At 52.1% G+C, this 26,705-nt stretch carries 20 protein-coding genes and 1 pseudogene; 6 read left to right on the forward strand and 15 right to left on the reverse strand.

Going from position 1 to position 26,705, the window contains the following annotated elements; genetic code table 11:
- Window positions 1–17: 17 nt before the first annotated feature.
- Window positions 18–1,994 (reverse strand): alkyl/aryl-sulfatase, encoded by a 1,977-nt coding sequence (locus GHC22_RS11850; protein ID WP_057068212.1) that lies wholly within the window; start codon window positions 1,992–1,994, stop codon window positions 18–20.
- A gap of 213 nt (window positions 1,995–2,207) precedes the next feature.
- On the reverse strand, window positions 2,208–2,780 hold the full coding sequence (locus GHC22_RS11855; RefSeq protein ID WP_153753036.1) for a flavin reductase family protein: 573 nt from the start codon (window positions 2,778–2,780) through the stop codon (window positions 2,208–2,210).
- Between the two features lie 157 nt (window positions 2,781–2,937).
- On the opposite strand from GHC22_RS11855, the gene nhoA reads away from it, so the two are divergent.
- Window positions 2,938–3,783 (forward strand): N-hydroxyarylamine O-acetyltransferase, encoded by an 846-nt coding sequence (gene nhoA / locus GHC22_RS11860; RefSeq protein WP_048235350.1) that lies wholly within the window; start codon window positions 2,938–2,940, stop codon window positions 3,781–3,783.
- A gap of 58 nt (window positions 3,784–3,841) precedes the next feature.
- On the opposite strand, the gene GHC22_RS11865 is transcribed toward nhoA, so the two are convergent.
- From GHC22_RS11865 to GHC22_RS11895, 7 genes are all read right to left on the reverse strand, one after another.
- Complete coding sequence (locus GHC22_RS11865; RefSeq protein WP_048227608.1) at window positions 3,842–4,735, reverse strand: PhzF family isomerase; 894 nt, start codon at window positions 4,733–4,735, stop codon at window positions 3,842–3,844.
- Between the two features lie 99 nt (window positions 4,736–4,834).
- Entirely contained in the window at window positions 4,835–5,515 is a 681-nt protein-coding gene (narI, locus tag GHC22_RS11870; RefSeq protein WP_003833047.1) for a respiratory nitrate reductase subunit gamma, read from the reverse strand.
- A complete protein-coding gene (gene narW, locus GHC22_RS11875; RefSeq protein ID WP_048214176.1) occupies window positions 5,512–6,207 on the reverse strand; it encodes a nitrate reductase molybdenum cofactor assembly chaperone in 696 nt (231 codons plus the stop codon). The genes narI and narW overlap by 4 nt, the downstream gene beginning before the upstream one ends.
- Window positions 6,207–7,751, reverse strand: coding sequence for a nitrate reductase subunit beta (gene narH / locus GHC22_RS11880; RefSeq protein ID WP_008784807.1), 1,545 nt, complete (start codon window positions 7,749–7,751; stop codon window positions 6,207–6,209). Before narH ends, narW begins: the two co-directional genes overlap by 1 nt.
- A complete protein-coding gene (locus GHC22_RS11885; protein WP_008784806.1) occupies window positions 7,748–11,488 on the reverse strand; it encodes a nitrate reductase subunit alpha in 3,741 nt (1,246 codons plus the stop codon). The genes narH and GHC22_RS11885 overlap by 4 nt, the downstream gene beginning before the upstream one ends.
- A 96-nt stretch (window positions 11,489–11,584) precedes the next feature.
- Window positions 11,585–12,970: a NarK family nitrate/nitrite MFS transporter gene (locus tag GHC22_RS11890; RefSeq protein ID WP_008784805.1), complete on the reverse strand. Its 1,386-nt coding sequence runs from the start codon at window positions 12,968–12,970 to the stop codon at window positions 11,585–11,587.
- A 212-nt stretch (window positions 12,971–13,182) separates the two neighbouring features.
- On the reverse strand, window positions 13,183–13,761 hold the full coding sequence (locus GHC22_RS11895; RefSeq protein WP_048214178.1) for a TetR family transcriptional regulator: 579 nt from the start codon (window positions 13,759–13,761) through the stop codon (window positions 13,183–13,185).
- Between the two features lie 117 nt (window positions 13,762–13,878).
- Between GHC22_RS11895 and GHC22_RS11900 the strand changes: the two genes are divergently transcribed.
- The gene (locus tag GHC22_RS11900) at window positions 13,879–15,363 is read left to right on the forward strand and encodes an MFS transporter (protein ID WP_153753037.1); all 1,485 of its coding nucleotides are present in this window, start codon (window positions 13,879–13,881) and stop codon (window positions 15,361–15,363) included.
- 3 nt (window positions 15,364–15,366) lie between these two features.
- Here the strand turns inward: GHC22_RS11900 and GHC22_RS11905 are convergent, their stop codons facing one another.
- The 3 genes from GHC22_RS11905 to yddG form a co-directional block, all read right to left on the reverse strand.
- On the reverse strand, window positions 15,367–15,747 hold the full coding sequence (locus GHC22_RS11905; RefSeq protein ID WP_153753983.1) for a GFA family protein: 381 nt from the start codon (window positions 15,745–15,747) through the stop codon (window positions 15,367–15,369).
- Window positions 15,748–15,890: 143 nt separating this feature from the next.
- Window positions 15,891–16,988: a porin OmpD gene (gene ompD / locus GHC22_RS11910; protein WP_153753039.1), complete on the reverse strand. Its 1,098-nt coding sequence runs from the start codon at window positions 16,986–16,988 to the stop codon at window positions 15,891–15,893.
- A 461-nt stretch (window positions 16,989–17,449) separates the two neighbouring features.
- Window positions 17,450–18,331: an aromatic amino acid efflux DMT transporter YddG gene (yddG, locus tag GHC22_RS11915; RefSeq protein ID WP_048214181.1), complete on the reverse strand. Its 882-nt coding sequence runs from the start codon at window positions 18,329–18,331 to the stop codon at window positions 17,450–17,452.
- A 288-nt stretch (window positions 18,332–18,619) separates the two neighbouring features.
- Here yddG and fdnG point away from each other — a divergent pair, with 288 nt between their 5' ends.
- From fdnG to GHC22_RS11935, 4 genes and pseudogenes are all read left to right on the forward strand, one after another.
- Complete coding sequence (gene fdnG, locus GHC22_RS11920) at window positions 18,620–21,667, forward strand: formate dehydrogenase-N subunit alpha (RefSeq protein WP_095533095.1); 3,048 nt, start codon at window positions 18,620–18,622, stop codon at window positions 21,665–21,667.
- Between the two features lie 13 nt (window positions 21,668–21,680).
- Window positions 21,681–22,565: a formate dehydrogenase N subunit beta gene (gene fdnH / locus GHC22_RS11925; RefSeq protein ID WP_003833024.1), complete on the forward strand. Its 885-nt coding sequence runs from the start codon at window positions 21,681–21,683 to the stop codon at window positions 22,563–22,565.
- A complete protein-coding gene (fdnI, locus tag GHC22_RS11930; RefSeq protein WP_003020054.1) occupies window positions 22,558–23,214 on the forward strand; it encodes a formate dehydrogenase-N subunit gamma in 657 nt (218 codons plus the stop codon). Before fdnH ends, fdnI begins: the two co-directional genes overlap by 8 nt.
- 129 nt (window positions 23,215–23,343) lie before the next feature.
- Window positions 23,344–23,944, forward strand: a pseudogene (locus GHC22_RS11935) (inorganic diphosphatase); the annotation flags it as partial.
- 41 nt (window positions 23,945–23,985) lie between these two features.
- On the opposite strand, the gene GHC22_RS11940 reads toward GHC22_RS11935, so the two are convergent.
- From GHC22_RS11940 to GHC22_RS11950, 3 genes are all read right to left on the reverse strand, one after another.
- Window positions 23,986–24,270 carry a HigA family addiction module antitoxin gene (locus GHC22_RS11940; protein ID WP_003833018.1) on the reverse strand — a complete coding sequence of 95 codons (285 nt, stop codon included), beginning with the start codon at window positions 24,268–24,270 and terminating at the stop codon, window positions 23,986–23,988.
- Window positions 24,270–24,548, reverse strand: coding sequence for a type II toxin-antitoxin system RelE/ParE family toxin (locus GHC22_RS11945; RefSeq protein WP_153753041.1), 279 nt, complete (start codon window positions 24,546–24,548; stop codon window positions 24,270–24,272). The genes GHC22_RS11940 and GHC22_RS11945 overlap by 1 nt, the downstream gene beginning before the upstream one ends.
- Window positions 24,549–24,768: 220 nt before the next feature.
- Window positions 24,769–26,484: an ABC-F family ATP-binding cassette domain-containing protein gene (locus tag GHC22_RS11950; RefSeq protein WP_153753044.1), complete on the reverse strand. Its 1,716-nt coding sequence runs from the start codon at window positions 26,482–26,484 to the stop codon at window positions 24,769–24,771.
- Window positions 26,485–26,705: the final 221 nt, after the last annotated feature.

The raw sequence follows: 26,705 nt of genomic DNA on the forward strand, positions 1-26,705 counted from the left end.
GCCCGTTTTCGTTGTGCTTATGGCGTAACGATGTTGAACCAGAATTCGAATTTATCCATATAGCCGAGCATGGCATCAAGCTTGGCGCCGTCACCGGTTATCTTCACGTCACCGCTGTCTTGTGCCTGTTTCAGCGTCACTTCCTTGAGGATGATTTTGTTCAGCGTATCGCGATTAAGCGTGATCGTAGCATCGGCATCTTTCGCTTCGGCATTGGCGGTATGGTTCAGGACGCCATTCTCCAGCTCAAGCTTATATTTACCGCCATCACTGCCAAGATCGATGTTAAACACCGACTTCGCATCACCCGCTTTTTGTCCGTTAATATGCACTGCCAGATAATCGAAGAACATTTCCGGTGTCATAGCACGAACGGTATCCGGGCTGGCGGTATTCGGGGTTGGGCCTTTGACCACGCCGTTACGCAGCTCTTGCGCGCCGGTCAGGTAGAAGTTACGCCACGGGCCGGATTCAGCCTGATAACCCAGTTGCTCAAGCGCATCTGCTTCCAGATTACGTGCGGCCTGGTTATTTGGATCGGCAAACACGACTTTGCTTACCACCTGTGCCACCCAGCGGTAGTTGCCCTGGTCATAGTCTGCTTTTGCTTTCTGCAAAATGGCGTCCGCACCACCCATGTAGTCGACAAATTTCTTCGCAGACTCTTCCGGCGGCAGCTCATCCAGCGTTGCCGGGTTGCCGTCAAACCAGCCGAGATAGAGCACATAGGTCGCTTTTACGTCATGGCTCACGGAACCATAGTAACCGCGGTTAGCCCAGGTATGTGCCAGTGAGTCCGGCAGCTTAAAGTTGGCAGCGATTTCATCGCGGGTCAGACCTTCGTTAGCCATGCGTAGCGTCTGGTCGTTGATGTAACGATACAGATCGCGCTGACTTTTCAGCAGGCTGACCACCTTGTCATTACCCCAGGTTGGCCAGTGGTGCTGCGCCATCAGCACTTCGGCTTTATCACCCCAGCGCACAATCGCTTCGTTGATGTATTTGGACCACGGCAGCGGCTCACGAATTTTGGCTCCGCGCAGGGAGTAGGTGTTGTGCAGGGTGTGGGTAACATCTTCTGCGGATTCAATCAGTTTCTTCTCTTCGATGTACCACAGCATTTCCGATGGTGCTTCGGAACCCGGAGCCAGCATGAAGTCATAGGTCAGGCCATCGATGACCTCTTTTTGTCCATCTTTCTCAATGATATTTGTTGGCGCAATCAGGGTAACGGTTCCCGCGGAGGTCGTGGTTCCCAGTCCCGCGCCGACCTGGCCTTTGGCATCAGGTTTTAACAGGTTGCCGTACATGTAGCTCGCGCGGCGGCTCATGACGTTACCGGCCATGATATTCTCAGCGACCGCGGCTTCCATAAAGCCGGCTGGCGCATAAACTTTCACTTTGCCCGCTTTAACGTCGGCTTCATCGACAACGCCGCGTACGCCGCCGTAATGGTCAACGTGGCTGTGGGTATAAATCACTGCAACAACCGGTTTTTTACCGCGGTTTTTAAAGTAAAGATCCATCCCGACTTTGGCCGTTTCTGCCGAGACCAGCGGGTCAACAACGGTGATGCCTTCTTTACCTTCAATAATGGTCATGTTTGACAGATCGAGGTTACGAATCTGGTAAACGCCATCCGTTACTTCAAACAGCCCGCTGATGTTGATCAACTGAGATTGACGCCACAGGCTCGGGTTTACCGTATCCGGGGCTTTATCGCCTTCTTTGATGAACGCGTACTGCTGCGGATTCCAGATAACATTTCCCTGCTCGCCCTTGATCACGTCCTGCGGGAGTGGGGCGATAAAGCCTTTGTGGGCGTCGGTAAAGTCGGTGTTATCGGAGAAGGGCAGTTGATTGTAAAGCGCGTTGTTGGCTTGTTGCGTGGCGGCTGTAGCGTCTTTGGGGGCTTCAGCGGCCATAAGGGGAACAGAAAACGATGTGAGTAACCCAGCAAGTATAAAACTTTGTGCGATTCTATTAAGTTGCATCGTAAAACCTCTCTGACACTTCAAAAGTACAGTTGGGGATGCTGCTTTGACGGATAGCGTTTTGATTAGGTATTTGAGTTAGTGCAAGATTAACTATAATTCACATGAATGATTAGGCAAGGAAGGCAGAGTAATTTATCTAACTGGTTTTTCAGAAGTTTTAAGAAAACAGTTGTGGATGACAGAGCAGAACTGCCATCCGTTAGCATACTATCATTCTCCTGCGATAATACGTTTCCCGCTGGAGATAAACGTTCCGGCCCCAAGGTGATGCAGAGTATTGAACTTGCCATCATCAAACTGCCAGCGTCCTTCCACGAAGGCTCGCTCATCAGCGGCAGCGGAGACCACTTCCCCAAACAGAGTGTCATATTTTTCCTGTGCCGCCGTGGCTGGCAACAGGCGACACTCCATCCAGGCCAGACATTTCGCTTCTATCAGCGGTAAACCTAGCACGGGTCCTTGCACCACGGGAATGCCGTAACAGTTGAATTTATCTTCCACGCGACCGGAAACGCTGCCTACGGCCCAGGTCCAGTTGACGGCGGCGATACCCGGAATAACGATGCCGAATTTACCGCTACGTTCAATGAGATCCCGCGACCAGGCGGTCTTATCAACAACAATTGCTACCCGCGGCGGCTCAAATTCCACGGGCATTGACCATGCCGCAGCCATCACATTTCGCCGCTCGGTATGCTCATCCCGGCTGGTTATCAATATCGTTGGGCCATGATTGAGTAGCCGGCTGGCATGTTTTAATTCGATCGGACGAAAATGGCTCATGGATGCTCCTTGGCTGAGAGATAACACACCACAATAAACATAGATATTAACGGTATTAGCGATTTTGTCGCCTCACAGGAATTAACAACGCACAAAATCGACAGCGTAAAACGAAAAATACGTTATAAGTACTGCATTAATCGAACAGGAACTCCGTATGACGCCTTTTTTAACCGCTTATTTTGCCCGTATTGGCTGGTCAGGTTCGGCCAACGTCAACCTTGAAACCTTGCAAGCGCTACATCTACTGCACAACAGCGCAATTCCCTTTGAAAACCTGGATGTATTACTGCCAAGAGAGATGCAGCTTGACGATTTGTCGCTGGAAGAGAAGCTGGTAACGGCGCGTCGTGGCGGTTATTGCTTTGAACAGAATGGCGTGTTTGAACGCGCGCTACGCGAAATCGGTTTTAACGTACGTAGCCTTCTCGGTCGCGTGGTACTGGCAAATCCGTCAAGTCTGCCGCCGCGCACGCATCGTTTGTTGCTGGTTGAATTGCAGGGTGAACAGTGGATCGCCGACGTTGGTTTCGGCGGACAAACGCTGACGGCGCCGATTCGTCTGCAGGCCAACACTGAGCAGAAGACGCCACACGGCGAATATCGGCTGATTCAGGAAGGTGAAGATTGGATCCTCCAGTTCCGTCATCACGAACACTGGCAGTCAATGTATCGTTTCGATCTGGTCGTGCAGCATCAGAGCGATTATCTGATGGGCAACTTCTGGTCCGCACACTGGCCGCAATCACATTTTCGCCATCATCTGCTGATGTGCCGTCATCTGCCCGACGGCGGGAAATTAACGTTAACCAATTTTCACTTTACCCATTATCAGGATGGACATGCGGTAGAGCAGATTAATTTGCCTGATGTCGCCAGTTTGTATGCGTTGTTGCAAGAACGATTTGGACTGGGTGTGGATGACGTGAAGCATGGGTTTACCGAAGATGAGCTGGCGACGGTCATGGCGGCGTTTGATACGCATCCGGAGGCGGGGAAATAGGGGCATCGGAAGTCATGCCGGATACGGCGTCATCGCCTTATCCGGCCTTCGGGAACAATTAAAAATCTATCGCCCATTCTGCGTGAAACAGGATCACCGCCGAACCGGTAATGGTGACTTTTTCCGGCTGGTTTTCACGGATAGTCACCGTCACATCAACAATCCCGTCGCGCCCGAGCGCACGGCCCTGATGTCCCTGAACACGTAACGTTTTCCCATCATGCGCCATCAGCCCATGGTGGACCAGCCACGCGCCCATTGGACCGTTGGCATTGCCGGTAACCGGGTCTTCCACAATACCAATAGCAGGTGAAAACATGCGGCCATCAGTGGCATTTTCGCCCTCGCGGATTTGAAAAGGGAAAAAGCCGTTACAGCCAATTTGCTGGCTGATGGCGGTCAAAGCCGGTAAATCAGGGGAAAGGGCGTCAAGGTCCACCTCGGGTTTCAGTGGAATCATCACTTTCGAATGTCCGGTCGTGGCAACCTGAATGGGTAAGCCTGCCAGCATATCGTCTTCGCTCAGGTGCAGCGCATCGAGAATCGCAGTACGAACAGCGCCCTCCAGCGGAGGTTCAAAACCCGGTTCACCTTGCTCAAGGCTAATGCGATAGTCATTCCCGGTAGCGTCAATATCCACCCGATGACGTCCGGCCAGCGAGGTTTGCCAGACCGTGCAGTTGCCCAGACCCAGCACCTTAGCCCGCACATAATGCGCGGCGACGGTAGCATGCCCACAGATAGGAACTTCTACCGTCGGGGTGAAATAGCGGATGCGAACATCGCTGTCGTCACTGGTCAGCAGAAATGCGGTTTCTGAATGACGCAGCTCGCGAGCGATGAGCTGCATCTGCGCGTCACTCAGCCCATCAGCATGTAAAACCACACCTGCTGAGTTGCCGCGAAAAGGGACCGGGGTAAAGGCATCGACGTGGTAAACCTGTGGTTTCATTAGCGTTCTCCCTGAAATGGAGAAGCATCATAACGTACAAAAAGCGGGATAGCGATGCAGGCCCGGTAAGCGCAAGCGCTACCGGGCATCAGAGTTCAATTATCGGCGGGAACGAACTATTTGATAGCGGCGAGTGAAGTACTCAAACGGCGCACTCCATACGTGGACCAGACGGGTGAACGGGAATAGCAGGAAGATAGTCATCCCCAGAACCAGGTGCACACGGAAAATCAACGCCACACCATCCAGATGTGCAGATGCGCCGCCCTGGAAAGTTACCACTGACTGCGCCCAACCAACCAGTTTCAGCATTTCACTACCGTCAGGATGTTGTGCGGAGAACGGGATGGTGGTTAAGCCGAGGATACACTGAATCAGCAGAACGCAAAGGATCAGAATATCAGCGGTGGAAGACGTTGCACGTATGCGCGGGTTGGTCAGACGCCGCACCAGCAAGCCTGCGCCACCAACCAGCGTCAGTACGCCACAAAGCCCACCGGCAATCATCGCCATCTGTTGTTTCACCGCAATCGGCAGGAACCAGGCATACATCCAGTGCGGCGTTAGCATGCCGAACAGGTGACCGAAAAAGATCCCCAGAATGCCGATGTGGAACAGGTTTGACCACAGCACCATGCCGCGTTTGTCCAGCATCTGGCTGGAAGAGGCGCGCCAGGTGTATTGCCCGTAGTCATAGCGTAGCCAACTGCCGAGGATAAATACCGTACCGCACAGGTACGGGTAGATATCGTAAAAAAAGACGTTCAGGTACTGTATCATTTCGGGCCTCCCGCGCTGACGTCGACATACTGCGGCGCAACGTCCTGGCTAAAGCGTCGTTGATAGTTTTGTAACGGTGAACTGTCGCAGGCGGTGGCGTTATCCTCGATAAACTTCACCTGTTCCTCTTCCCACACCGCATCCAGCGCCTGACGAGTATCATCGCGGGTTTCAGCACCAACCTGCTTAGTGACACTGTCACTTGAAAGAGGGCTTCCGGCAAGCAGCAGCAGGGCGTCAAACAGTTGATACCATGGCGTATCGCGCTGTTTTAAGCGCCCGCCCAACAGAGCCAGAATCGGAGCAACGTTCTGCAGTCCTTCTTTGGCCTGGTCCTCCGGCAACACGCTCAAATACTCCAGATACAACGGCAGATGATCCGGTAGTTCGCGGCAGTCGAGCTGTAGCCCGACCTTTTCATACTGCGCCAGCAGATCAACCATCGCCTGACCCCGGTCACGGGACTCGGCGTGCACGTGCTCAAACAGCAGCAGAGAGGTGGCCCGGCCCCGGTCAAAGATTTCGCACCATTCCGCTTGTTTATCCAGCAGTGGCGCATTGAGCAATCCCTGGCTAAATTCGGTAAGCATGGGGGCATCGCTGGCCACAAGCGCCAGCGCGTCGTCTTTATACTCCCACAGCAGCTCGTCGGGATATTCCATCAGCAGGCCGATAACCTTCAGGATTTGCATTATTCACCCTCCGCTTTATCGCGCACTTCGGTGATGTCGATGGCATCAATACGGCTACTGTTAAACAGGTTGAATTTGGTATCTGAGCCATGGCAGCCGTCACCGAAAGTAAATCCGCAGCCGTTTTTCTCCGGGAAGGCATCGCGCGCCATTTCACGGTGGCTGGTCGGGATCACAAAGCGGTCCTCATAGTTGGCGATGGCCAGATAGCGATACATCTCTTCAACCTGCTCAACGGTCAAACCTACTTCCTCAATCGCGCGGGTGTCCGTCACGCCTTCCACTGTTTGCGCACGCATATAGTGGCGCATGGCCATCATACGTTTCAGCGCGCGCAGCACCGGACCGGTATCACCCGCACTGAGCATGTTGGCGAGGTACTGAACCGGAATTCGCAGCGACTCAACCGCCGGCAAAATGTTGCCATTGTGCGGCAGTCCGCCCGCGTCGGCGACCGACTGAATCGGTGACAATGGCGGTACATACCAGACCATCGGCAGGGTGCGATATTCCGGGTGCAGCGGCAGCGCCAGTTTCCAGTCCATCGCCATTTTGTAGACTGGCGAACGTTGGGCCGCTTCGATGACGTTGTGCGGAATACCTTGTTTTAACGCCTCTTCAATGACCGCCGGATCGTGCGGATTGAGGAACACATCGCACTGACGCTCATAGAGATCGGTTTCATGCTCGGTGCTGGCCGCTTCTTCGATGCGGTCGGCGTCGTACAGCAATACGCCGAGATAACGAATACGTCCAACGCAGGTTTCCGAACATACCGTCGGCTGGCCGGACTCAATACGTGGGTAGCAGAAAATGCACTTCTCTGACTTACCGCTCTTCCAGTTAAAGTAGATTTTTTTGTACGGACAGCCGCTGATGCACAAGCGCCAGCCGCGACATTTGTCCTGGTCGATCAGCACAATGCCGTCTTCTTCACGCTTATAGATAGCACCGCTTGGGCAGGTGGCGACACAGCTTGGATTCAGGCAGTGCTCGCACAGGCGCGGTAAATACATCATGAAGGTGTTTTCGAACTGGCCGTACATCTCTTTTTGCATCTTCTCGAAGTTACGGTCGCGGGCACGTTTTGAAAATTCGCCGCCAAGCAGTTCTTCCCAGTTTGGACCCCAGATAATCTTGTCCATCCGCTTACCATCGATCAGCGAACGCGGACGCGCGGTGGGCTGATTCTTGCTTTCCGGCGCGCTATGCAGATGCTGATAATCGTAAGTAAACGGCTCATAGTAATCATCGATTTGCGGGATTACCGGGTTGGCGAAAATTTTGGTGATAACGCCCATCTTACCGCCCAGACGCGGTCTTATCTTGCCGTTAACATCGCGAACCCAGCCGCCTTGCCACTCTTCCTGATCTTCCCAGTTTTTTGGATAACCAATCCCCGGTTTAGTCTCGACGTTGTTAAACCATGCATATTCCATCCCTTCACGCCCGGTCCAGACGTTTTTACAGGTGACGGAGCAGGTGTGGCAGCCGATGCACTTATCCAGATTAAGAACCATGCCTACCTGTGAGCGTATTTTCATTTTTTCGCCTCCTGTACCTGATCGCGACCTTCATCATCCAGCCAGTTAATATTTTTCATTTTTCTAATCATGATGAACTCATCGCGGTTAGAGCCGACCGTACCGTAATAGTTGAAGCTGTATGCCAGCTGCGCATAGCCACCTATCATGTGCGTGGGTTTCGGGCAGACGCGGGTCACCGAGTTATGGATCCCGCCGCGCATCCCGGTCACTTCTGAGCCAGGGATATTCATGATTCGCTCCTGAGCGTGATACATCATGGTCATTCCCGGTGGCACGCGTTGACTCACCACTGCACGCGCGGTGAGCGCACCGTTGGCGTTGAAGGCTTCAATCCAGTCGTTATCCTCAATGCCCAGCTCTTTGGCATCGGTTTCACTGATCCAGACAATCGGTCCGCCGCGCGACAGCGTCAGCATCAGCAGGTTTTCGCTATAGGTGGAGTGGATCCCCCATTTCTGGTGCGGCGTCAGGAAGTTGAGCGCTTTTTCCGGGAAGCCGTTAGGCGGAACCTCGCGCATTTCACTGACGCTGCGGGTATCGATAGGTGGACGATACGCCACCAGACTTTCACCGAACGCTCGCATCCACGCGTGATCCTGGTACAGCTGCTGGCGACCGGACAGGGTACGCCATGGGATCAGCTCGTGGACGTTGGTATAGCCTGCGTTATAGGAAACATGTTCACTTTCCAACCCGGACCAGGTGGGGCTGGAGATGATTTTGCGCGGCTGCGCCTGGATATCGCGAAAACGGATCTTTTCGTCTTCTTTGTTCAACGCCAGGTGCGTATGGTCGCGTCCGGTCATCGCCCCCAGCGCTTCCCAGGCTTTCACCGCCACCTGACCGTTTGTTTCCGGTGCCAGGGCGAGGATCACCTCAGAGGCATCCAGCGCGGTGTCAATCAGCGGGCGTCCTTTTGCCGGGCCTTCGCGCTTGGTGTAGTTCAGCTTGCCGAGGAAATCGACTTCCGCCTGGGTATTCCACGCAATGCCTTTCCCGCCGTTACCGAGTTTGTCCATGAGCGGGCCAAGTGAAGTAAAGCGTTCGTAGGTGGCGGGGTAGTCACGCTCCACAACGGCGATATTCGGTGCCGTTTTGCCCGGGAGGAGATCGCATTCGCCTTTGCGCCAGTCCTGAATGTCAAACGGCTGCGCCAGCTCTGCCGGAGAGTCGTGTTGCAGCGGTTGCAATACCACATCCGTTTCTTGTCCAAGGTGTCCGACGCAAACCTCAGAAAATACTTTGGCGATGCCTTTATAAATTTCCCAGTCGCTCTTCGATTCCCATGCCGGGTCGACCGCCGCAGACAACGGGTGAATAAACGGATGCATATCCGAGGTATTCATATCGTCTTTTTCATACCAGGTAGCGGTTGGCAGAACGATATCGGAGAACAAACAGGTACTGGACATACGGAAATCGAGCGTGACCAGCAGATCGAGCTTGCCCTCTATCGCCGCCGACTGCCATTCAACCTCTTCAGGTTTAATACCCTCGCTTGAACCGAGCGCTTCCCCCTGGATCCCGCTTTCGGTACCCAGCAAATATTTGAGCATGTATTCATGCCCTTTACCGGAGGAGCCGAGCAGGTTAGAGCGCCAGACGAAGAGGTTGCGCGGATGGTTTTTGCCGTTATCTGGCTGTTCGCAGGCAAAACGAATATCACCTGACTTCAGCGCCTGTGCGGTGTATTGCGCAGGAGATAGCCCTGCTTGTTCGGCTTTTGCTTTAACAGTCAAAGGGTTGAGGTTAAGCTGCGGCGCAGACGGCAGCCAGCCCATCCTTTCAGCCCGCACGTTAAAGTCAATCAAATGTCCGCTAAACTTCGACGCATCGGCCAGTGGAGAGAGGAGTTCCTGCGCGGTAAGTTTTTCATAACGCCACTGGCTGGAATGGTTGTAGAAAAACGAAGTGCTGTTCATCTGACGCGGTGGTCGGTTCCAGTCCAGCGCAAAGGCCAGCGGCAACCAACCGGTTTGCGGACGCAGTTTCTCCTGACCCACATAGTGCGCCCAGCCGCCGCCGCTTTGTCCCACACAGCCACAGAACACCAGGATATTAATCATGCCACGGTAGTTCATATCCATGTGATACCAGTGGTTGACGCCAGCCCCGAGAATGATCATCGAACGGCCATGCGTTTTGTGCGCCGTATCGGCAAACTCACGGGCGATCTGTTCGATATGACGGCGTGGCACACCGGTAATTTGCTCGCCCCAGGCCGGGGTGTAGGCTTTCACTTCGCTGTAATCTTGCGCGCTATGAACGTCATCCAGACCACGATCGAGGCCATAATTTGCCAGCACCAGATCATAGACGCTCACCACCGGGCAACGGCTACCGTCAGCGAGGGTAAGATGTTTTACCGGCAGTTGACGGATCAGCACCGGTTCTTGTTTTACACTGCGAAAATGTGGGTTTTCGTTGCCGCCAAAATAGGGGAATGCCACGCCGGTCACTTCATCATGCTGACCAAGCAGCGAAAGAGAAAGTTCAGTTTCAGCGCCAGCCGCCAGTGGTTCCAGGTTCCATTTGCCTTTTTCCCCCCAGCGAAAACCGATAGATCCGTTCGGGACAACCAGTTCGCCAGCGCTGTTAAAGGCTACCGTTTTCCACTCCGGATTGTTGCTTTCACCCAGGCCATCGACAAGGTCTGAAGCACGCATCATGCGTCCAGGCACGTAGCTGCCATCTTCGCGGGCATCCAGTAAAACCAGCATCGGCATGTCGGTATAGCGACGACAGTAATTGAGGAAATAATCGCTGGGATTGTCGAGGTGGAACTCTTTCAGGATGACGTGGCCCATCGCCATTGCCAGCGCGCTGTCTGTCCCTTGTTTGGGGGCCAGCCACTGATCGCACAGTTTAGCGACTTCCGAGTAATCCGGCGTAATGGCAATCGTCTTGGTGCCTTTGTAGCGTACTTCTGTGAAAAAGTGCGCATCCGGGGTACGGGTCTGCGGCACGTTAGAACCCCAGGCGATGATATAGCTGGAGTTATACCAGTCGGCGGATTCAGGAACGTCGGTCTGCTCGCCCCAGGTCATCGGTGACGCGGGCGGTAAGTCGCAGTACCAGTCATAGAAACTCAGACAGGTTCCGCCGATTAGCGAGAGATAGCGTGTGCCGGCGGCATAGGAAACCATCGACATCGCCGGGATCGGGGAGAAGCCGACCACGCGATCCGGGCCGTAGGTTTTCACCGTCCAGACGTTGGCGGCAGCAATCAGCTGATTAAGCTCTTTCCAGTTCGAACGGATAAATCCACCGCGCCCGCGTACCTGCTTGTAGCTCTGGCATTTTTGCGGGTCGTTCATAATGGATTCCCAGGCCAGCACCGGATCGGGCTGGCGGGAGAGGGCGTCGCGCCACAATTCGATTAAGCGTTTACGCACCAGGGGATATTTCAGGCGGTTAGCGCTATAGAGATACCACGAGTAGCTGGCGCCGCGTGGACAGCCACGGGGCTCATGATTTGGCAGGTCAGGACGAGTACGCGGGTAGTCGGTTTGCTGCGTTTCCCAGGTCACCAGCCCGTTTTTAACGTAGATCTTCCAGCTGCATGAGCCGGTACAGTTAACGCCGTGGGTAGAACGCACAATTTTGTCGAACTGCCAGCGCTGACGATAGCTGTCTTCCCAGTCCCGGTTGGTGTGCATCACTTGCCCGTGCCCCTCGGCAAACGTATCGCCCTTTTGTTTAAAGTAGCGAAAGCGGTCTAACAGTTTACTCATGACATAACTCCTGCTTCGATAATATTGCCGACGGTGAATCGAACTCCAGGCCTGATCCGACCTACCTAAATGTCCGATCCTGCGGTATCCATTTTGTTATTTTTTTTGTGATTTACGGCCATAGACCAACCAGGTCACCAGCACGCAGACGATGTAAAACACGAGGAATATTTTCATGGCACCCACCGGAGAGCCGGTCAACGCCAGCGATGAGCCGAACGCTTTAGGAATGAAGAAGCCCCCCACTGCGCCAATAGCGGAAATAAATCCCAGGGCGGCTGCGGTATCGGTTACCGCTTCCCGCTGAGCCTGTTCTTCGGTACCACCATGCAGCTTCACCCGATAAATTGTGATTTTGCGAAAGATCACCGCAATCATCTGGAAGGTTGAACCGCTGCCCAGACCCGCGGTCAGGAACAAGCCCATAAACACCAGGTAAAACGCGATAAAGCTACCTTCGCCCGAGCCGGGCAAAGTGAGAAACAGCAGGGCGCTGAACAGTGCCATAAAGATGAAGTTAATTAAGGTGACACGCACACCACCAAACTTGTCAGAGATAACACCACCCGCCGATCGTGCAAGCGCGCCGATGAAGGGGCCGAAGAACGCCAGTTGCAGGATATTCACGTCGGGGAACTGGGTTTTCGCCAGCATGGCAAAGCCTGCCGAAAAACCTATAAATGAACCGAAGGTGGCGAGATACAGCAGACTTAATAACCACAGATGAAAACGCTTGAGTACCGGTAACTGGGAGGCAATTGAGGCCTTCGAGCTGGCAATGTCGTTCATTCCCATTCCCGCTGCCACGGTGGCTATCAGCAGTAACGGCACCCATATCCATGCTGCATTGGCCAGCGACAATAACGAGCCGTCAGCTTGCGGTACGCCCTGTACGCCCAAAAAGGTAAATATGGGCAGAAAGATCACCAGTGGCGCGATCAACTGCATCACGCTGACGCCGAGGTTGCCGAGACCACCGTTAACGCCTAATGCGCTACCTTGCTTCGCTTTGGGGAAGAAAAAGCTGATATTGCCCATGCTGGAGGCAAAGTTAGCGCCAGCAAAACCACACATCAGCGCAATGATTATAAATACTCCAAACGGAGTAGCGGTATTTTGCACGGCAAATCCGAGCCAGACGCAGGGAATAACCAGAATAATCGTGCTAAAAATGGTCCAGCGACGACCACCAAATATAGGTACCATAAAGGAGTAGGGTACGCGTAATATTGCACCAGAAAGAGATGGCAATGCCGTTAATAAAAACAGTTGGTCGGTGGTGAAATTAAAACCAATTTTATTCAGATTGACGGCTACGGCACTGAACAGCATCCAAACGCAAAACGCAAGAAGCAGGCAACTCACTGATATCCAGAGGTTTCTGCGCGCAATGTGCTTGCCTTTATTTTCCCAAAAGCCGGGGTTCTCTGGTTTCCAGTCCGTTAAAAGATAACGATTATTTTTCTCATTTGATGATGACATATTATTCTCCATGCACATGCCGTTCATGAAAAAGAAATAAACGCATGCAGCGCCGCGCGGCTTCTTTTTAGAAACTATTGAAAAGTTTTAGGAATATTGACTGAAAGAATAGATAAAAAAGCGCAATAACGCGGCGTGATGGGAGAATTACACGTTGCTTAAGTGTTACTAATTGTAAACATAAAAGATGTATTGTTAATCCATCTATTACATCAAATAAATAACTCCTGCGTTATCATACGATCAAGATGACGATCGAATGCAGGATCGGCCATTTCCTCAATACCTAATATGTACATACCATCCAGGCCGCAGACTAATGCGATTAAGCGCCATGCGACGTCGGCGGCATCAGGCGCGGATGAGAACTCACCGGCTTTCTGTCCTTGTGTAATGATGTTGGCGGTTTCTTCGTGCCACATTCGCATGGTCAACAGGTAGGCGCTTTTAATTTCCGGATCTTTACCCGCAACAACCTGTGCTTCACGCCATAGCTTAATATAGGGTTCCAGACCACCATCTTCACTGCCTAGCATCGCATGCAGTCGCTCACGGAAACTGGCGTCTTCGCTGACCAGTTCGGCATCAAGTAGAGTGCGGATAAGGCGCACAAATGCCTGGGATTTGAGTTCGCCGGCAGAGGCGAAATGGTGATGTACCTGGCCCGTCGCGACGTGAGCTTCTGCAGCAATGCGTCGAACCGTCATGGCGGAAAATCCTTCTTCAAGTGCGACATGCATTGCTGCTTGCAGAATCACTTCCCGACGTTCATCCCGATTTAGATAGCTCATCATTCCTCCTGTACCCGTATAGATCGCAGTCTAACAAAAAGTTGGACATATGTTCAATTTTCCGTAGGATCGCTAAAGCTGGACATGTGTCCAGTTTTGGTTTCGTTAGGGAGTTTTATGTTTCGTCAGTGGTTAACGTTAGTCATTATTGTGCTGGTCTACATCCCTGTTGCGATTGATGCAACGGTGCTGCACGTTGCCGCGCCCACGCTGAGTATGACGCTGGGTGCCAGTGGCAACGAGCTGCTGTGGATCATTGATATTTATTCCCTGGTAATGGCCGGAATGGTATTGCCAATGGGTGCGCTGGGCGATCGCATCGGCTTTAAACGTCTGCTGCTGTTAGGCGGTGGATTATTTGGTCTCGCATCGCTGGCGGCCGCTTTTGCTCATAGCGCAAGCTGGCTGATTGCCACCCGAGCGGTATTGGCGATTGGCGCGGCGATGATTGTTCCGGCAACGCTGGCGGGTATTCGCGCCACGTTCTCTGAGCAACGGCATCGAAATATGGCGCTCGGCGTCTGGGCAGCGGTCGGTTCCGGCGGTGCGGCGTTTGGCCCACTGGTCGGCGGGATGCTGCTGGAGCACTTCTACTGGGGGTCCGTATTCTTAATTAATGTGCCAATTGTCCTGGTGGTAATGGCCTTAACCGCACGCTTAGTGCCACGCCAGGCCGGACGTCGCGATCAATCGTTAAATTTTGGTCATGCGATAATGCTGATTGTTGCCATTCTGCTGTTGGTTTACAGCGCTAAAACTGCGCTGAAAGGGCATACGGCGACCGTTGCCATCGCCCTGACGCTGTTAACCGGCGCTTTACTGTTGTGGCAGTTTGTCCGTATCCAGCTTGCGGCAGCTCGCCCGATGATTGATATGCGTCTGTTCACGCATCGCATTATCTTGAGCGGTGTAGTGATGGCGATGACCGCGATGATAACGCTGGTGGGTTTTGAGTTGCTGATGGCTCAGGAACTACAGTTTGTTCACGGTTTAACACCATATCAGGCTGGATTGTTCATGCTGCCTGTGATGCTGGCAAGTGGTTTCAGCGGACCGATTGCCGGTATGTTGGTTTCACGCCTTGGATTACGTTGTGTGGCAACGGCGGGCATGGCGCTGAGCGCCGTCAGTTTTTACGGCCTGGCGATGACGGATTTCAGTAGCCAACAGGTACAAGCCTGGATTTTGATGGCTTTGCTCGGTTTCAGCGCCGCCAGTGCGCTCCTGGCTTCAACGACGGCTATCATGGCAGCAGCGCCGGCGGAAAAAGCCGCGGCCGCTGGCGCCATTGAGACAATGGCTTATGAACTGGGGGCAGGACTTGGGATCGCTATCTTTGGCTTACTGCTGAGCCGTAGCTTTTCTGCATCGATTCTGCCGCCAGCCGGACTTAATCCGCAGGAAGTAGAACGAGCCACATCGTCAATGGGGGAGGCGGTACAACTGGCGCACTCGCTCCCGTCGTCACTGAGTGAGGCATTGCTGACGGCTGCCAGAGAAGCGTTCACCTGGTCACATAGCGTGGCCTTAAGCAGCGCCGGCAGCATGCTTATCATATTAGCGATAGGAATGTGGTTCAGTCTGGCAAAGGTACAACGTTAATAACTAGTGAGCTAAATGACAGGGGTAATCCATCTCTTCGACTTCTTTCCCACTCAGTCGAGCGTATTGCCCCGTCAGTCTCCAGAACGCAGGCTGTGTTTCCGTATAGATCTCTGCCGCTAATATCAGGCGGCGGCGATCTACCTCATTAAGTTCCAGAAGTGTCCATGGAATAAAGTAGCGATCGCTGTCCGTCAACGTAAACCACAGTGGGCATCCGCAGCCGGAACAGAAGAACCGTTCACCACGATTTGAAGAAGGAAAGTGCGAAGGTTCTGCCGATTCTGGCGACATCTGCGGGTGAGCGCTGGCTTCCAGATACATGGCGATGCCGCCTGACCATTTCTGACACAGCGTACAGTGGCAGGCATAGACATCCAGCATTTCGACGTCAACGGTAAAATGACTCTGTCCGCAAAGACAACGACCAGTGAATGTCTGCACGGCATACTCCTTATGACCGAGTCTACATTAAGAGAAAAAGCCAGCCCTTGGAGGACTGGCTTTGTATTCAGACTACAACAAAATTAGAACTGGTAGTTCAGACCAACAGCCACGATGTTGTCAGTGCTTACACCGGCAGCGCGAGTGAAGTTGTTATCATCCAGCAGGTTGATTTTATAATCAACGAAGGTAGACATGTTTTTGTTGAAGTAGTAGGTAGCACCCAGGTCTACGTATTCAACCAGATCCTGGTCGCCGTATACTGCAATGTCTTTACCTTTGGATTTCAGGTAAGCAACGGACGGACGCAGACCAAAGTCGAACTGGTACTGAGCAACAGCTTCAAAGTTCTGTGCTTTATTTGCAATACCGTTGATCTTATTACCGTTAACAGTACCACCAAAGGTAGTCATGTTACGGGTTTCAGAGTAGGTAGTTGCCAGGTAGATGTTGTTCGCATCATATTTCAGGCCAGCAGCCCAAACTTCAGCGTTCTTACCGTCAGCTTTGAACAGACCATTGTGGTTGTTCTGGGAATCAGTACGGTCAGATTTCGCATAGGTAGCACCTACACCGAAGCCTTCATACTCGTAAGTAGAAGACAGACCGAAACCGTCGCCATTAGCTTCTTTGTCGTTGTCACGGTCGTTTTTGCCCTGGTACTGAGCAGCAAAGTTCAGACCTTCTACCAGACCGAAGAAGTCGGTGTTACGGTAGGTTGCAACGCCAGTAGTACGGCCAGTCATGAATACGTCAGTCTGGGTCCAGGTATCACCACCGAACTCAGGCAGGACGTCGGTCCATGCGCCGATGTCGTATGCTACGCCGTAGTTACGACCGTAGTCGAAAGAACCGTATTCAGCGAATTTCAGACCAGCGAATGCCAGACGAGTTTTGTCGCTGTTGGAACCACCGGTGGATTCAGTACGGTTACCTTTGAATTCATATTCCCACTGACCAAAACCAACCAGCTGGTCATTGATCTGAGTTTCGCCTTTGAAGCCCAGACGCGCGTAGGTTTTGTCGCCATCGCTGCCGTTGTCGTCAGAGAAGTAATGCTGAGCGTGAACTTTACCGTAGATATCCAGTTTGTTTGCGTCTTTGTTATATACCTCAGCTGCGTTTACCGCACCTGCCGCCAACAGGCTAGTCACTGCCACTGCAACTAATTTAAGTTTCATTCTAAATAATCCTTATAATTTTTTCTTGGTGTGTTTCCTAAACCATTGCTAAACGAAGGGGTTCGTCAATGGCAAACTATTTTTAAATGACGCAGTGGTATAAGTTCAATAATAAGTTTCATAATATTGCGAAATATTTGAATTTGTGTGATCCAGATCTACATAATATAGCTGATTGTATTAATCTTTATATGTGACAAATCTGAATGGGTATATTTACGTAGGGGACTATTGTGCCGTCTATGGTTTAAATGGCGTTAGTCACGCAGGTATAATATATACATACTGAGGAATATAGATAAGCATGCAATATTTTCGGGAGTTAATTAATTACCAATTATTTAACATTAAATTAAACAAAAATAAACATAAACAACAAGTGGAATGAACATTTATTATTCATTAATTTGATTACAGTGTAGCCGGGTTTTAGATTTGCGCGATAAAACCCGGATTTTTTTTCAGGCGCGGCGTGTTGCCAACCAGCAAAGTAGCGAACCCGCACAAACCATCAATGCACCCTGCCAGAAAGATAGTGACAACGGGGCGCTGAGTAACACAGCAGCCAGAGCGGAGGATAGCACTGGGGTAAAATAGGAACCTACGGCCATGATGGTCACGTTGCCATGCAAAATGCCAATATTCCACGCCGCATAGGCAAATCCTAACGTTAATGCCGCTGAGAACATTTTAATAGTCACCGAAGTGCTGAAATTCATTTCTGGTTGCGGAGTCATAAAATAGTAAACCCACAAACTTGCAGCCGTTAGTAAAACGAATACGGTAATACCGTTAAAGCCTTTTGCGTATTTATTGGTCACCGTGCAATACGTTGCCCAGATAAATGCGCCAAGAAAGGCGAGGAAATAGCTCAGCGGGCTGCTGGCAACATTGTTTATAATTTCACCAGGATTAAGGCCATTTTCGCCACCCAATACCCAACAAACCCCGGTCAATGCGATAATTAATCCAGGGATTACCAGCCAGGTTGTTTTTTGACCATTAAATAAAATAGCAAACAATATCGTCAGACTCGGCCAGAGATAATTGACCATACCGACTTCAATAGCCTGGTGACGAGTAGCCGCATAACCGAGAGCCAGCGCTAAACATATTTCATAGGTAACAAAAAGCACGCTACCCGCGATTAAATAACGCACAGGAATTTTTCTGATATTCGGAAAGCCAACGGTAAAAATCAGCAACAGGCCACTTAACGAAAAAATCATTGCTGCGCCACCCGCAGGACCCAGTCCTTCACTTACCCCACGCATTAGCCCGACCATCGTGCTCCAGAGCACGATGGCAATGAGCCCAATTAACGTCGCTTTTTGTTTTGTCATTCTGATTGTCTGTCCATGGTGCTGGCAAAAATTCAAGCTGAAATTTATAGCACTTTTACACCGTAGCGCGCTAACTAATTACCTTTCACCTACCCCCTTATGGGTACAAAGGTTAAACAAAGTGCACTATTTAGTAGCGGAACCGTTTCGTTATTGATTTGACGCAAAAAAAATATGGATATAGCTGATAGTTTCGTCGCGAAGTTGTACATGTCATCTTTCAATTATGCCGCGCTGGCGCGATTTGAGAGATGTCCTGTACGAATCCCTGCAAAAAAGAGGAAAGCAATGGACGTCAGCCGCAGACAATTTTTTAAAATCTGCGCGGGCGGTATGGCGGGAACAACAGTAGCTGCTCTGGGTTTTGCACCCAAAATGGCACTGGCTCAGGCGCGAAACTATAAGCTGTTACGCGCCAAAGAGATCCGAAACACCTGCACATACTGTTCCGTAGGTTGCGGGCTATTAATGTATAGCCTGGGAGATGGAGCAAAAAACGCCAAAGAGTCGATTTACCATATTGAAGGGGATCCGGATCATCCGGTGAGCCGTGGGGCATTATGCCCTAAGGGCGCAGGATTACTGGATTACGTGCACAGTGAAAACCGTCTGCGTTACCCGGAATACCGTGCACCAGGTTCCGACAAATGGCAGCGTATCAGCTGGGATGAAGCATTCACCCGTATCGCGAAGCTGATGAAAACTGACCGTGACGCCAACTTTATTGAGAAGAATGAGCAGGGCGTAACGGTAAACCGCTGGCTTTCAACCGGGATGCTGTGTGCATCTGCGGCAAGTAATGAAACCGGTATGCTGACGCAAAAATTTGTGCGCTCACTCGGCATGCTGGCAGTAGACAACCAGGCGCGCGTCTGACACGGACCAACGGTAGCAAGTCTTGCTCCAACATTTGGTCGCGGTGCGATGACCAACCACTGGGTTGATATTAAAAACGCTAACGTCGTGATGGTGATGGGCGGTAACGCCGCTGAAGCACATCCGGTGGGATTCCGCTGGGCGATGGAAGCCAAAAACAACAATGATGCCACGCTGATTGTTGTTGACCCTCGTTTTACACGTACAGCTTCGGTGGCGGATATCTATGCGCCAATTCGTTCCGGCACGGACATTACGTTCCTGTCCGGCGTCTTGCTGTACCTGATTGAAAACAACAAAATTAACGCTGAATACGTTAAGCATTACACCAACGCCAGCCTGCTGGTGCGGGATGACTATGCTTTTGAAGACGGTCTGTTCAGCGGGTACGACGCGAAAAAACGCCAATACGATAAATCGTCCTGGAACTACCAGTTCGATGAAAACGGCTACGCGAAACGCGATGAAACGTTAAGCCATCCTCGCTGTGTCTGGAACCTGCTAAAACAGCACGTTTCCCGCTACACGCCGGATGTGGTGGAAAACATTTGTGGTACGCCGAAAGAAGACTTCCTGAAAGTCTGCGAAGTGCTGGCTTCCACCAGTGCAGCCGATCGCACCACCACGTTCCTGTACGCGCTGGGTTGGACTCAGCATACCGTCGGGGCACAGAACATCCGCACCATGGCGATGATCCAGTTGCTGCTCGGCAACATGGGGATGGCAGGTGGCGGTGTCAACGCCTTGCGCGGCCACTCCAACATTCAAGGGTTAACCGACTTAGGTCTGCTCTCTACCAGCCTGCCGGGCTACCTGACGCTGCCGTCAGAGAAACAGACAGACCTGCAAACCTATCTGGCCGCAAACACGCCAAAAGCGACATTGGCCGATCAGGTTAACTACTGGGGCAACTATCCGAAGTTCTTCGTCAGCCTGATGAAATCTTTCTACGGCAATGCAGCGCAGAAAGAAAATGACTGGGGCTTTGAGTGGCTGCCGAAGTGGGATCAGTCCTACGACGTCATTAAATACTTCAACATGATGGATAGCGGGAAAGTCACCGGCTACATCTGTCAGGGCTTTAACCCTGTTGCGTCCTTCCCGGACAAAAACAAAGTGGTGCAGAGCCTCAGCAAACTGAAGTATCTGGTGGTTATCGATCCGCTGGTGACCGAAACCTCAACGTTCTGGCAGAACCACGGTGAATCAAACGACGTTGATCCGGCGTCGATTCAGACCGAAGTTTTCCGTTTGCCTTCTACCTGCTTTGCGGAAGAGGACGGCTCCATCGCCAACTCTGGCCGCTGGCTGCAGTGGCACTGGAAAGGTCAGGACGCACCGGGTGAAGCCCGCAACGACGGCGAGATTCTTGCCGGTATTTACCACCGCCTGCGCGACATGTATCGCACTGAAGGCGGTAAAGCTGTAGAACCCGTTCTGAAAATGAGCTGGAACTATAAGCAGCCGGACGAACCGCACTCCGAAGAAGTGGCGAAAGAGAACAACGGCTATGCGCTGGAAGATCTCTATGATGCCAACGGCGTGCTGGTTGCGAAGAAAGGTCAGTTGCTCAACAGCTTTGCGCTGCTGCGCGATGATGGTTCTACGTCATCATCCTGCTGGATTTATACCGGCAGCTGGACCGAGCAGGGCAACCAGATGGCCAATCGCGATAACGCCGACCCGTCAGGCCTCGGTAATACGTTGGGCTGGGCCTGGGCATGGCCGCTGAACCGTCGCGTGCTGTATAACCGCGCTTCGGCGGATCCGCAGGGTAAACCGTGGGATCCAAAACGCATGCTTATCCAGTGGAACGGTACGAAGTGGACGGGGAACGATATCCCTGACTTCAATACCGCAGCACCGGGCAGTGGCACCAATCCGTTTATCATGCAGCCGGAAGGGCTGGGGCGTCTGTTTGCTATCGATAAGATGGCGGAAGGTCCGTTCCCGGAACACTACGAGCCGATGGAAACGCCGCTGGGCACTAACCCGCTGCACCCGAATGTGATCTCCAACCCGGCAGCGCGTCTGTACGAAGCGGATAAACTTCGTATGGGCACGAAACAGGACTTCCCGTACGTCGGGACGACCTATCGTCTGACCGAACATTTCCATACCTGGACCAAGCACGCATTGTTGAATGCGATTGCCCAGCCGGAGCAGTTTGTGGAAATCAGCGAAACGCTGGCGGCAGCGAAGGGGATCAACAACGGCGATCACGTGAAAGTCAGCAGCAAACGTGGATTTATTCGCGCAGTTGCCGTGGTCACTCGTCGTCTGCGTACCCTGAACGTCAACGGTCAGCAGGTAGAAACGGTTGGGATCCCAATCCACTGGGGCTTTGAAGGAGTCGCGCGTAAAGGCTTTATCGCCAACACCCTGACGCCGAATGTCGGTGATGCAAACTCGCAAACGCCGGAATACAAAGCGTTTTTAGTTAACATCGAGAAGGCGTAAGGGAGGCGAACATATGTCTATGGAAACGCAGGACATCATCAAACGGTCCGCAACAAACTCCATCACGCCGCCGCCTCAGGCCCGTGATTACAAAGCAGAAGTCGCGAAGCTGATCGACGTTTCCACCTGTATAGGCTGTAAGGCCTGTCAGGTGGCATGCTCAGAGTGGAACGATATCCGCGATGAAGTTGGCCACTGCGTCGGGGTTTATGACAACCCCGCCGATCTCAGCGCCAAGTCCTGGACGGTGATGCGATTTACCGAAACCGAACAGAACGGCAAGCTGGAGTGGTTGATTCGTAAAGACGGCTGTATGCACTGTGAAGATCCGGGCTGCCTGAAGGCGTGCCCGTCTGCCGGGGCCATCATCCAGTACGCCAACGGGATTGTCGATTTCCAGTCAGAGCACTGCATTGGCTGCGGCTACTGTATTGCCGGGTGTCCATTTAATATTCCGCGCCTCAATAAAGAGGATAACCGGGTGTATAAATGTACGCTGTGTGTGGACCGTGTCAGCGTCGGGCAGGAACCTGCCTGCGTGAAAACGTGTCCGACCGGGGCAATACATTTCGGCACCAAGCAGGAAATGCTGGAAATGGGTGAACAGCGTGTGGCCAAACTGAAGGCACGCGGTTTTGAACATGCCGGTCTTTACAACCCGGAAGGTGTGGGCGGCACGCACGTCATGTACGTTCTGCATCATGCCAACCAGCCTGAACTGTATCACGGCCTGCCAAAAGACCCGCAGATAGATACCTCTATCAATCTGTGGAAAGGGGCGCTGAAGCCGCTGGCCGCTGCCGGATTTATCGCCACCTTCGCCGGACTGATTTACCACTACATTGGTATTGGTCCGAATAAGGAAGTGGACGACGACGAGGAGGATCATCATGAGTAAGTCGAAAATGATTGTGCGCACGAAATTTATCGACCGCGCCTGTCACTGGACGGTGGTGATCTGCTTCTTCCTGGTAGCGCTGTCGGGGATTTCATTTTTCTTCCCGACTCTGCAATGGCTGACGCAAACCTTCGGTACGCCGCAGATGGGACGCATTTTGCACCCGTTCTTCGGCATACTGATCTTCGTGGCACTGATGTTCATGTTTGTACGCTTTGTGCACCACAACATCCCGGATAAGAAAGATATTCCGTGGCTGAAAAACATTGTGGAAGTACTGAAAGGCAATGAACACAAAGTGGCGGATGTGGGCAAATACAACGCCGGGCAGAAAATGATGTTCTGGTCGATTATGAGCATGATTTTCGTGCTGCTGATTACCGGTATCATTATCTGGCGTCCGTACTTTGCGCAGTTCTTCCCGATGCAGGTCGTGCGCTATAGCCTGCTGATCCATGCGGCTGCGGGGATTATCCTGATGCACGCCATCCTCATCCATATGTATATGGCATTCTGGGTGAAAGGATCGATTAAAGGTATGGTCGAAGGGAAAGTGAGCCGTCGTTGGGCGAAGAAACATCACCCACGTTGGTATCGCGAAGTTGAAAGACAAGAAGCGAAAAAAGAGAGCGAGGAGGGGGTTAACTAATCCCTGATGTTCCCTCTACGCAATGGCGCTACATCAGTAGCGCCATTTTTTTGCCAAAAAAACGTCATGTTTCTGTCATCTGCTGAACGTAAGGTGTTGTCTTTCCGATAATAGAAGAGTTAAAAGACAATGCATCTGGTGAAAAAATTACTCGCAGTCAGCGTGTTTCTTTGTGCTTCAGCTCAGGCGCAAAACATCCTCGAATTTCCTCAGCCGGAGAACAACCCGGAAGAGTTTTATGCCGTAACCGAAATTCCGGCAGGTGGAATGATTAAATATGAAACCGACGCCAAAACCGGTTTTATCGTTGCCGATCGCTTCCAGTCAATGCCGGTTGCCTATCCCGCCAACTACGGTTCACTCACCCAGTCTTTAGCCGGTGACGGTGACCCGCTGGACGTCATTTTTTATACCCGTGCGCCGCTTGCTCCGGGAACGTTGATTAAGCTGCGCGCTATTGGCGTCCTGAAGATGATCGACGGCGGTGAAAAGGACGACAAAATTGTCGCCGTTCCGGCCAGTAAAATTGACCCCACTTATGATGACATCAAAGAGTTGAGCGATCTGCCCAAGATTGAAGTTCAACGTCTGGAATCTTTCTTCCGCGTGTACAAAGATCTGCCGGAAGGGCGCAAGAAGGTCGAATTAAACGGTTTCAATGACGCCGCTACGGCAAAGCAAGAGATCAAACAGGCCTGGGATGCCTGGAAAGAGAAAAAACCGCAGCAATAAATGGTATGCCGGATGACAAAAGTATATCCGGCATTTATATCACTGTACCGCCAGCTTACGCAGACGTGAAATATCCACGCTTTTTTGGGCCTCTGCCAGACTCCAGGTATTTTGCAGGTTTAACCACATTTCGGGTGAACTGCCAATCACTACGGAGAGTTTAATCGCCATCTCAGGCGTCAGAGCCGCTTTCCCGGTTAATAGTCGACTTGCCGTTGACGGTGCAATCTCCATAGCTCTGGCAAACTCGCGCAGGCTGACATTGAGTTCTTCCAGCGCTTCCTGAATGATATCCCCAGGACGGGGATGATTTGCCATCTTCATCAATGATAGTCCTCGTAATCCAGTATGTACGCGTCGCCATTGACGAATTCAAACGTAATACGCCAGTTACCTGAAACAGAAATTGCCCATATGCCGTCGCGTTCACCCACCAGAGGATGTAGCTTATAACCGGGCATATTGATATCTGTAACCTTGCTTGCCGCATTAATAACGGCAAGTCTGTGTCGTAATCGTCGGACATGTTTCGCCATAACGCCTGATGTTCGTCCATGAAGAAACAAATCGCGCAATCCCTTGTGCCTGAAGTTCATGATCATCCGTATCATCCTTGTTCCTTCAAGAGGAACACTACCATCAATGTTCCGTTAAACGCAACACCAAGATTGCGATATTTAAAATTGTGCGGCGAATGTGCAAAAAGAAAAAGGGAGAAGGGGAATAACTGGAAAGCGTCACGCAAGAATTGCCGGATGGCTGGCCTACACGCACATTTTGCTGATGTAGGCCGGATAAGCTTGCGCCATCCGGCAATAAAGGTTACTCCAGTTGTGCGTTCAGACGTTCAATCTCTTTACGCCATTGCGCCTGTAACAACGGTTTTTGATGTTTCGGCTTGCGGGCGAGATCGTCGGCCAGACGCTGCTCCAGATCGAGAAGTTGTTCCAGCAATCTATCGCTGTCACCGCTTATTTCAGTTTTCGCTTCGACCGCCGTTTTGGGAACGGTTATCTCCGCGGACGTTTCCCGAATACGCGCATTGACCGCCTCCAGATCGTGCCATTCACTGAGTTCGCCATTGTCGATTAGCCAGAACCGGTTGCAGCTTTGGCTGATAAGCTGCCGGTCGTGACTGACCAGCAACACGCCGCCGTTATAGCTTTGTAGCGTTTCTGCCAGCGCCTCTTTGCCTTCCATATCCAGATGGTTGGTCGGTTCATCGAGCATCAGCAGACTGTAGCGCGCAAGCGTCAGCCCAACAAATAGTAACCGGGAGCGCTCACCGCCGCTTAACGTGCTGACTCGCTGCGCATGACGAACCCACGGAAATCCCGCGCTAATCAGCGCCATCTTGCGAATCTCTGGCTGCGCGGCAAACGCTTCCAGCGCGTCAAACAATGAATCGTTATCGGCAAGCTGATGCAGCGTCTGGTCGTAATAACCCAGGGTAACGCGCGGGTGTAACACCAATGAAGGCGATGCCAGCTGTGACTGAAACTGTTGCCAGATAAGCCTTAACAGCGATGATTTCCCGCAACCGTTACGCCCGACAATCGCCACGCGATCGCCGCTTTTTAACCGGATACCGGCAATGGAAAACAGTGTATCTGCACCGGGAGCAGGGGCTACAGACAGATTGGTCATCTCCAGCAAACGATCTGCACGCAGGGCATCACCCTGCAATGTTAGTGTCCACTGACTTCCTGACGTTACTTCTGTTTGCACCTCTTTCAGGCGCTGTACCTGTTTTTCCATCTGCTTGGCCTTGCGGGAGAGATCTTCGTTGTCGTAGACCCGCCCCCAGGTAGCCAGCCGTTTGGCGCTGGCAGTCACCCGGTCTATCTCTTTTTGCTCAGCCTTGTGGCGCAGAGCATCGCTGACATCTCTTTCTGCCAGAGCCTGACGCGCCGCGCTACAGGGTAGATCGAAGGCATGCAGGGTGCGATCGCGCAAGATCCAGGTTCCGTGAGTCACCGCGTCCAGCAGTTGCGGGTCGTGGGAGACCACCACAAAACTGCCAGACCAGTTCTGTAAGAACTGCTCAAGCCACAGTAATGTAGGCAAATCCAGGTGGTTACCCGGTTCATCCAGCAGCAGCAGGTCAGGATTACGCATCAGTGCCCGCGCTAATAGCAAGCGCGTGTGCTGGCCACCGCTCAACGTTTGCGCTGTAAGAGATAAATTCTCTGGCGTAAAACCCATTTCGGCAAGCAGTGCTTCAACCCGCCACTGCTGAGCTGCGCGTTCATGCTCGGGAAGTTGAGCGAGAACGGCTTCCTGCAGCGTAAGCGGCAGTATATCGTCAGGTAGATGTTGTTCTACACGCGCGAGATGGCAGTGATTCGCCTGCGAGATTGCCCCACTGGTGGGCGAGATCGTGCCATCGAGCAGTTTTAACAGCGTGCTTTTGCCGCAGCCGTTGTAACCGATAAGCCCGATGCGGTCACCTTTTTTCAGGGTAAAGGAAAGATCGTCGAATAGCGTGCCGAATGCCGTATCAACGTGTAAGGATTGTGCGGTTAGTAATGTGCTCATTGTTGCTTACTCAAGAGTTACAGGCGTGAAAATGCCTCGTCAAACATCGCTGACGATAACCCGGTAAGCCCGAGAGAAGGGGATTTAGAAGTTAGCTTCGCTCAAGCAGAAGTTATCGCAGCACGATACCGATAACGCTTGAGCACTGGCGATCGCCAAAAGCATGTGAAACGATAAAACGTTCACAGTACAGCATAAGTATCCTCCTTTTATTTTTCAGA

Origin of the sequence: Citrobacter sp. H12-3-2, from assembly GCF_009649895.1 — a bacterium.
GTDB lineage: Bacteria > Pseudomonadota > Gammaproteobacteria > Enterobacterales > Enterobacteriaceae > Citrobacter > Citrobacter portucalensis.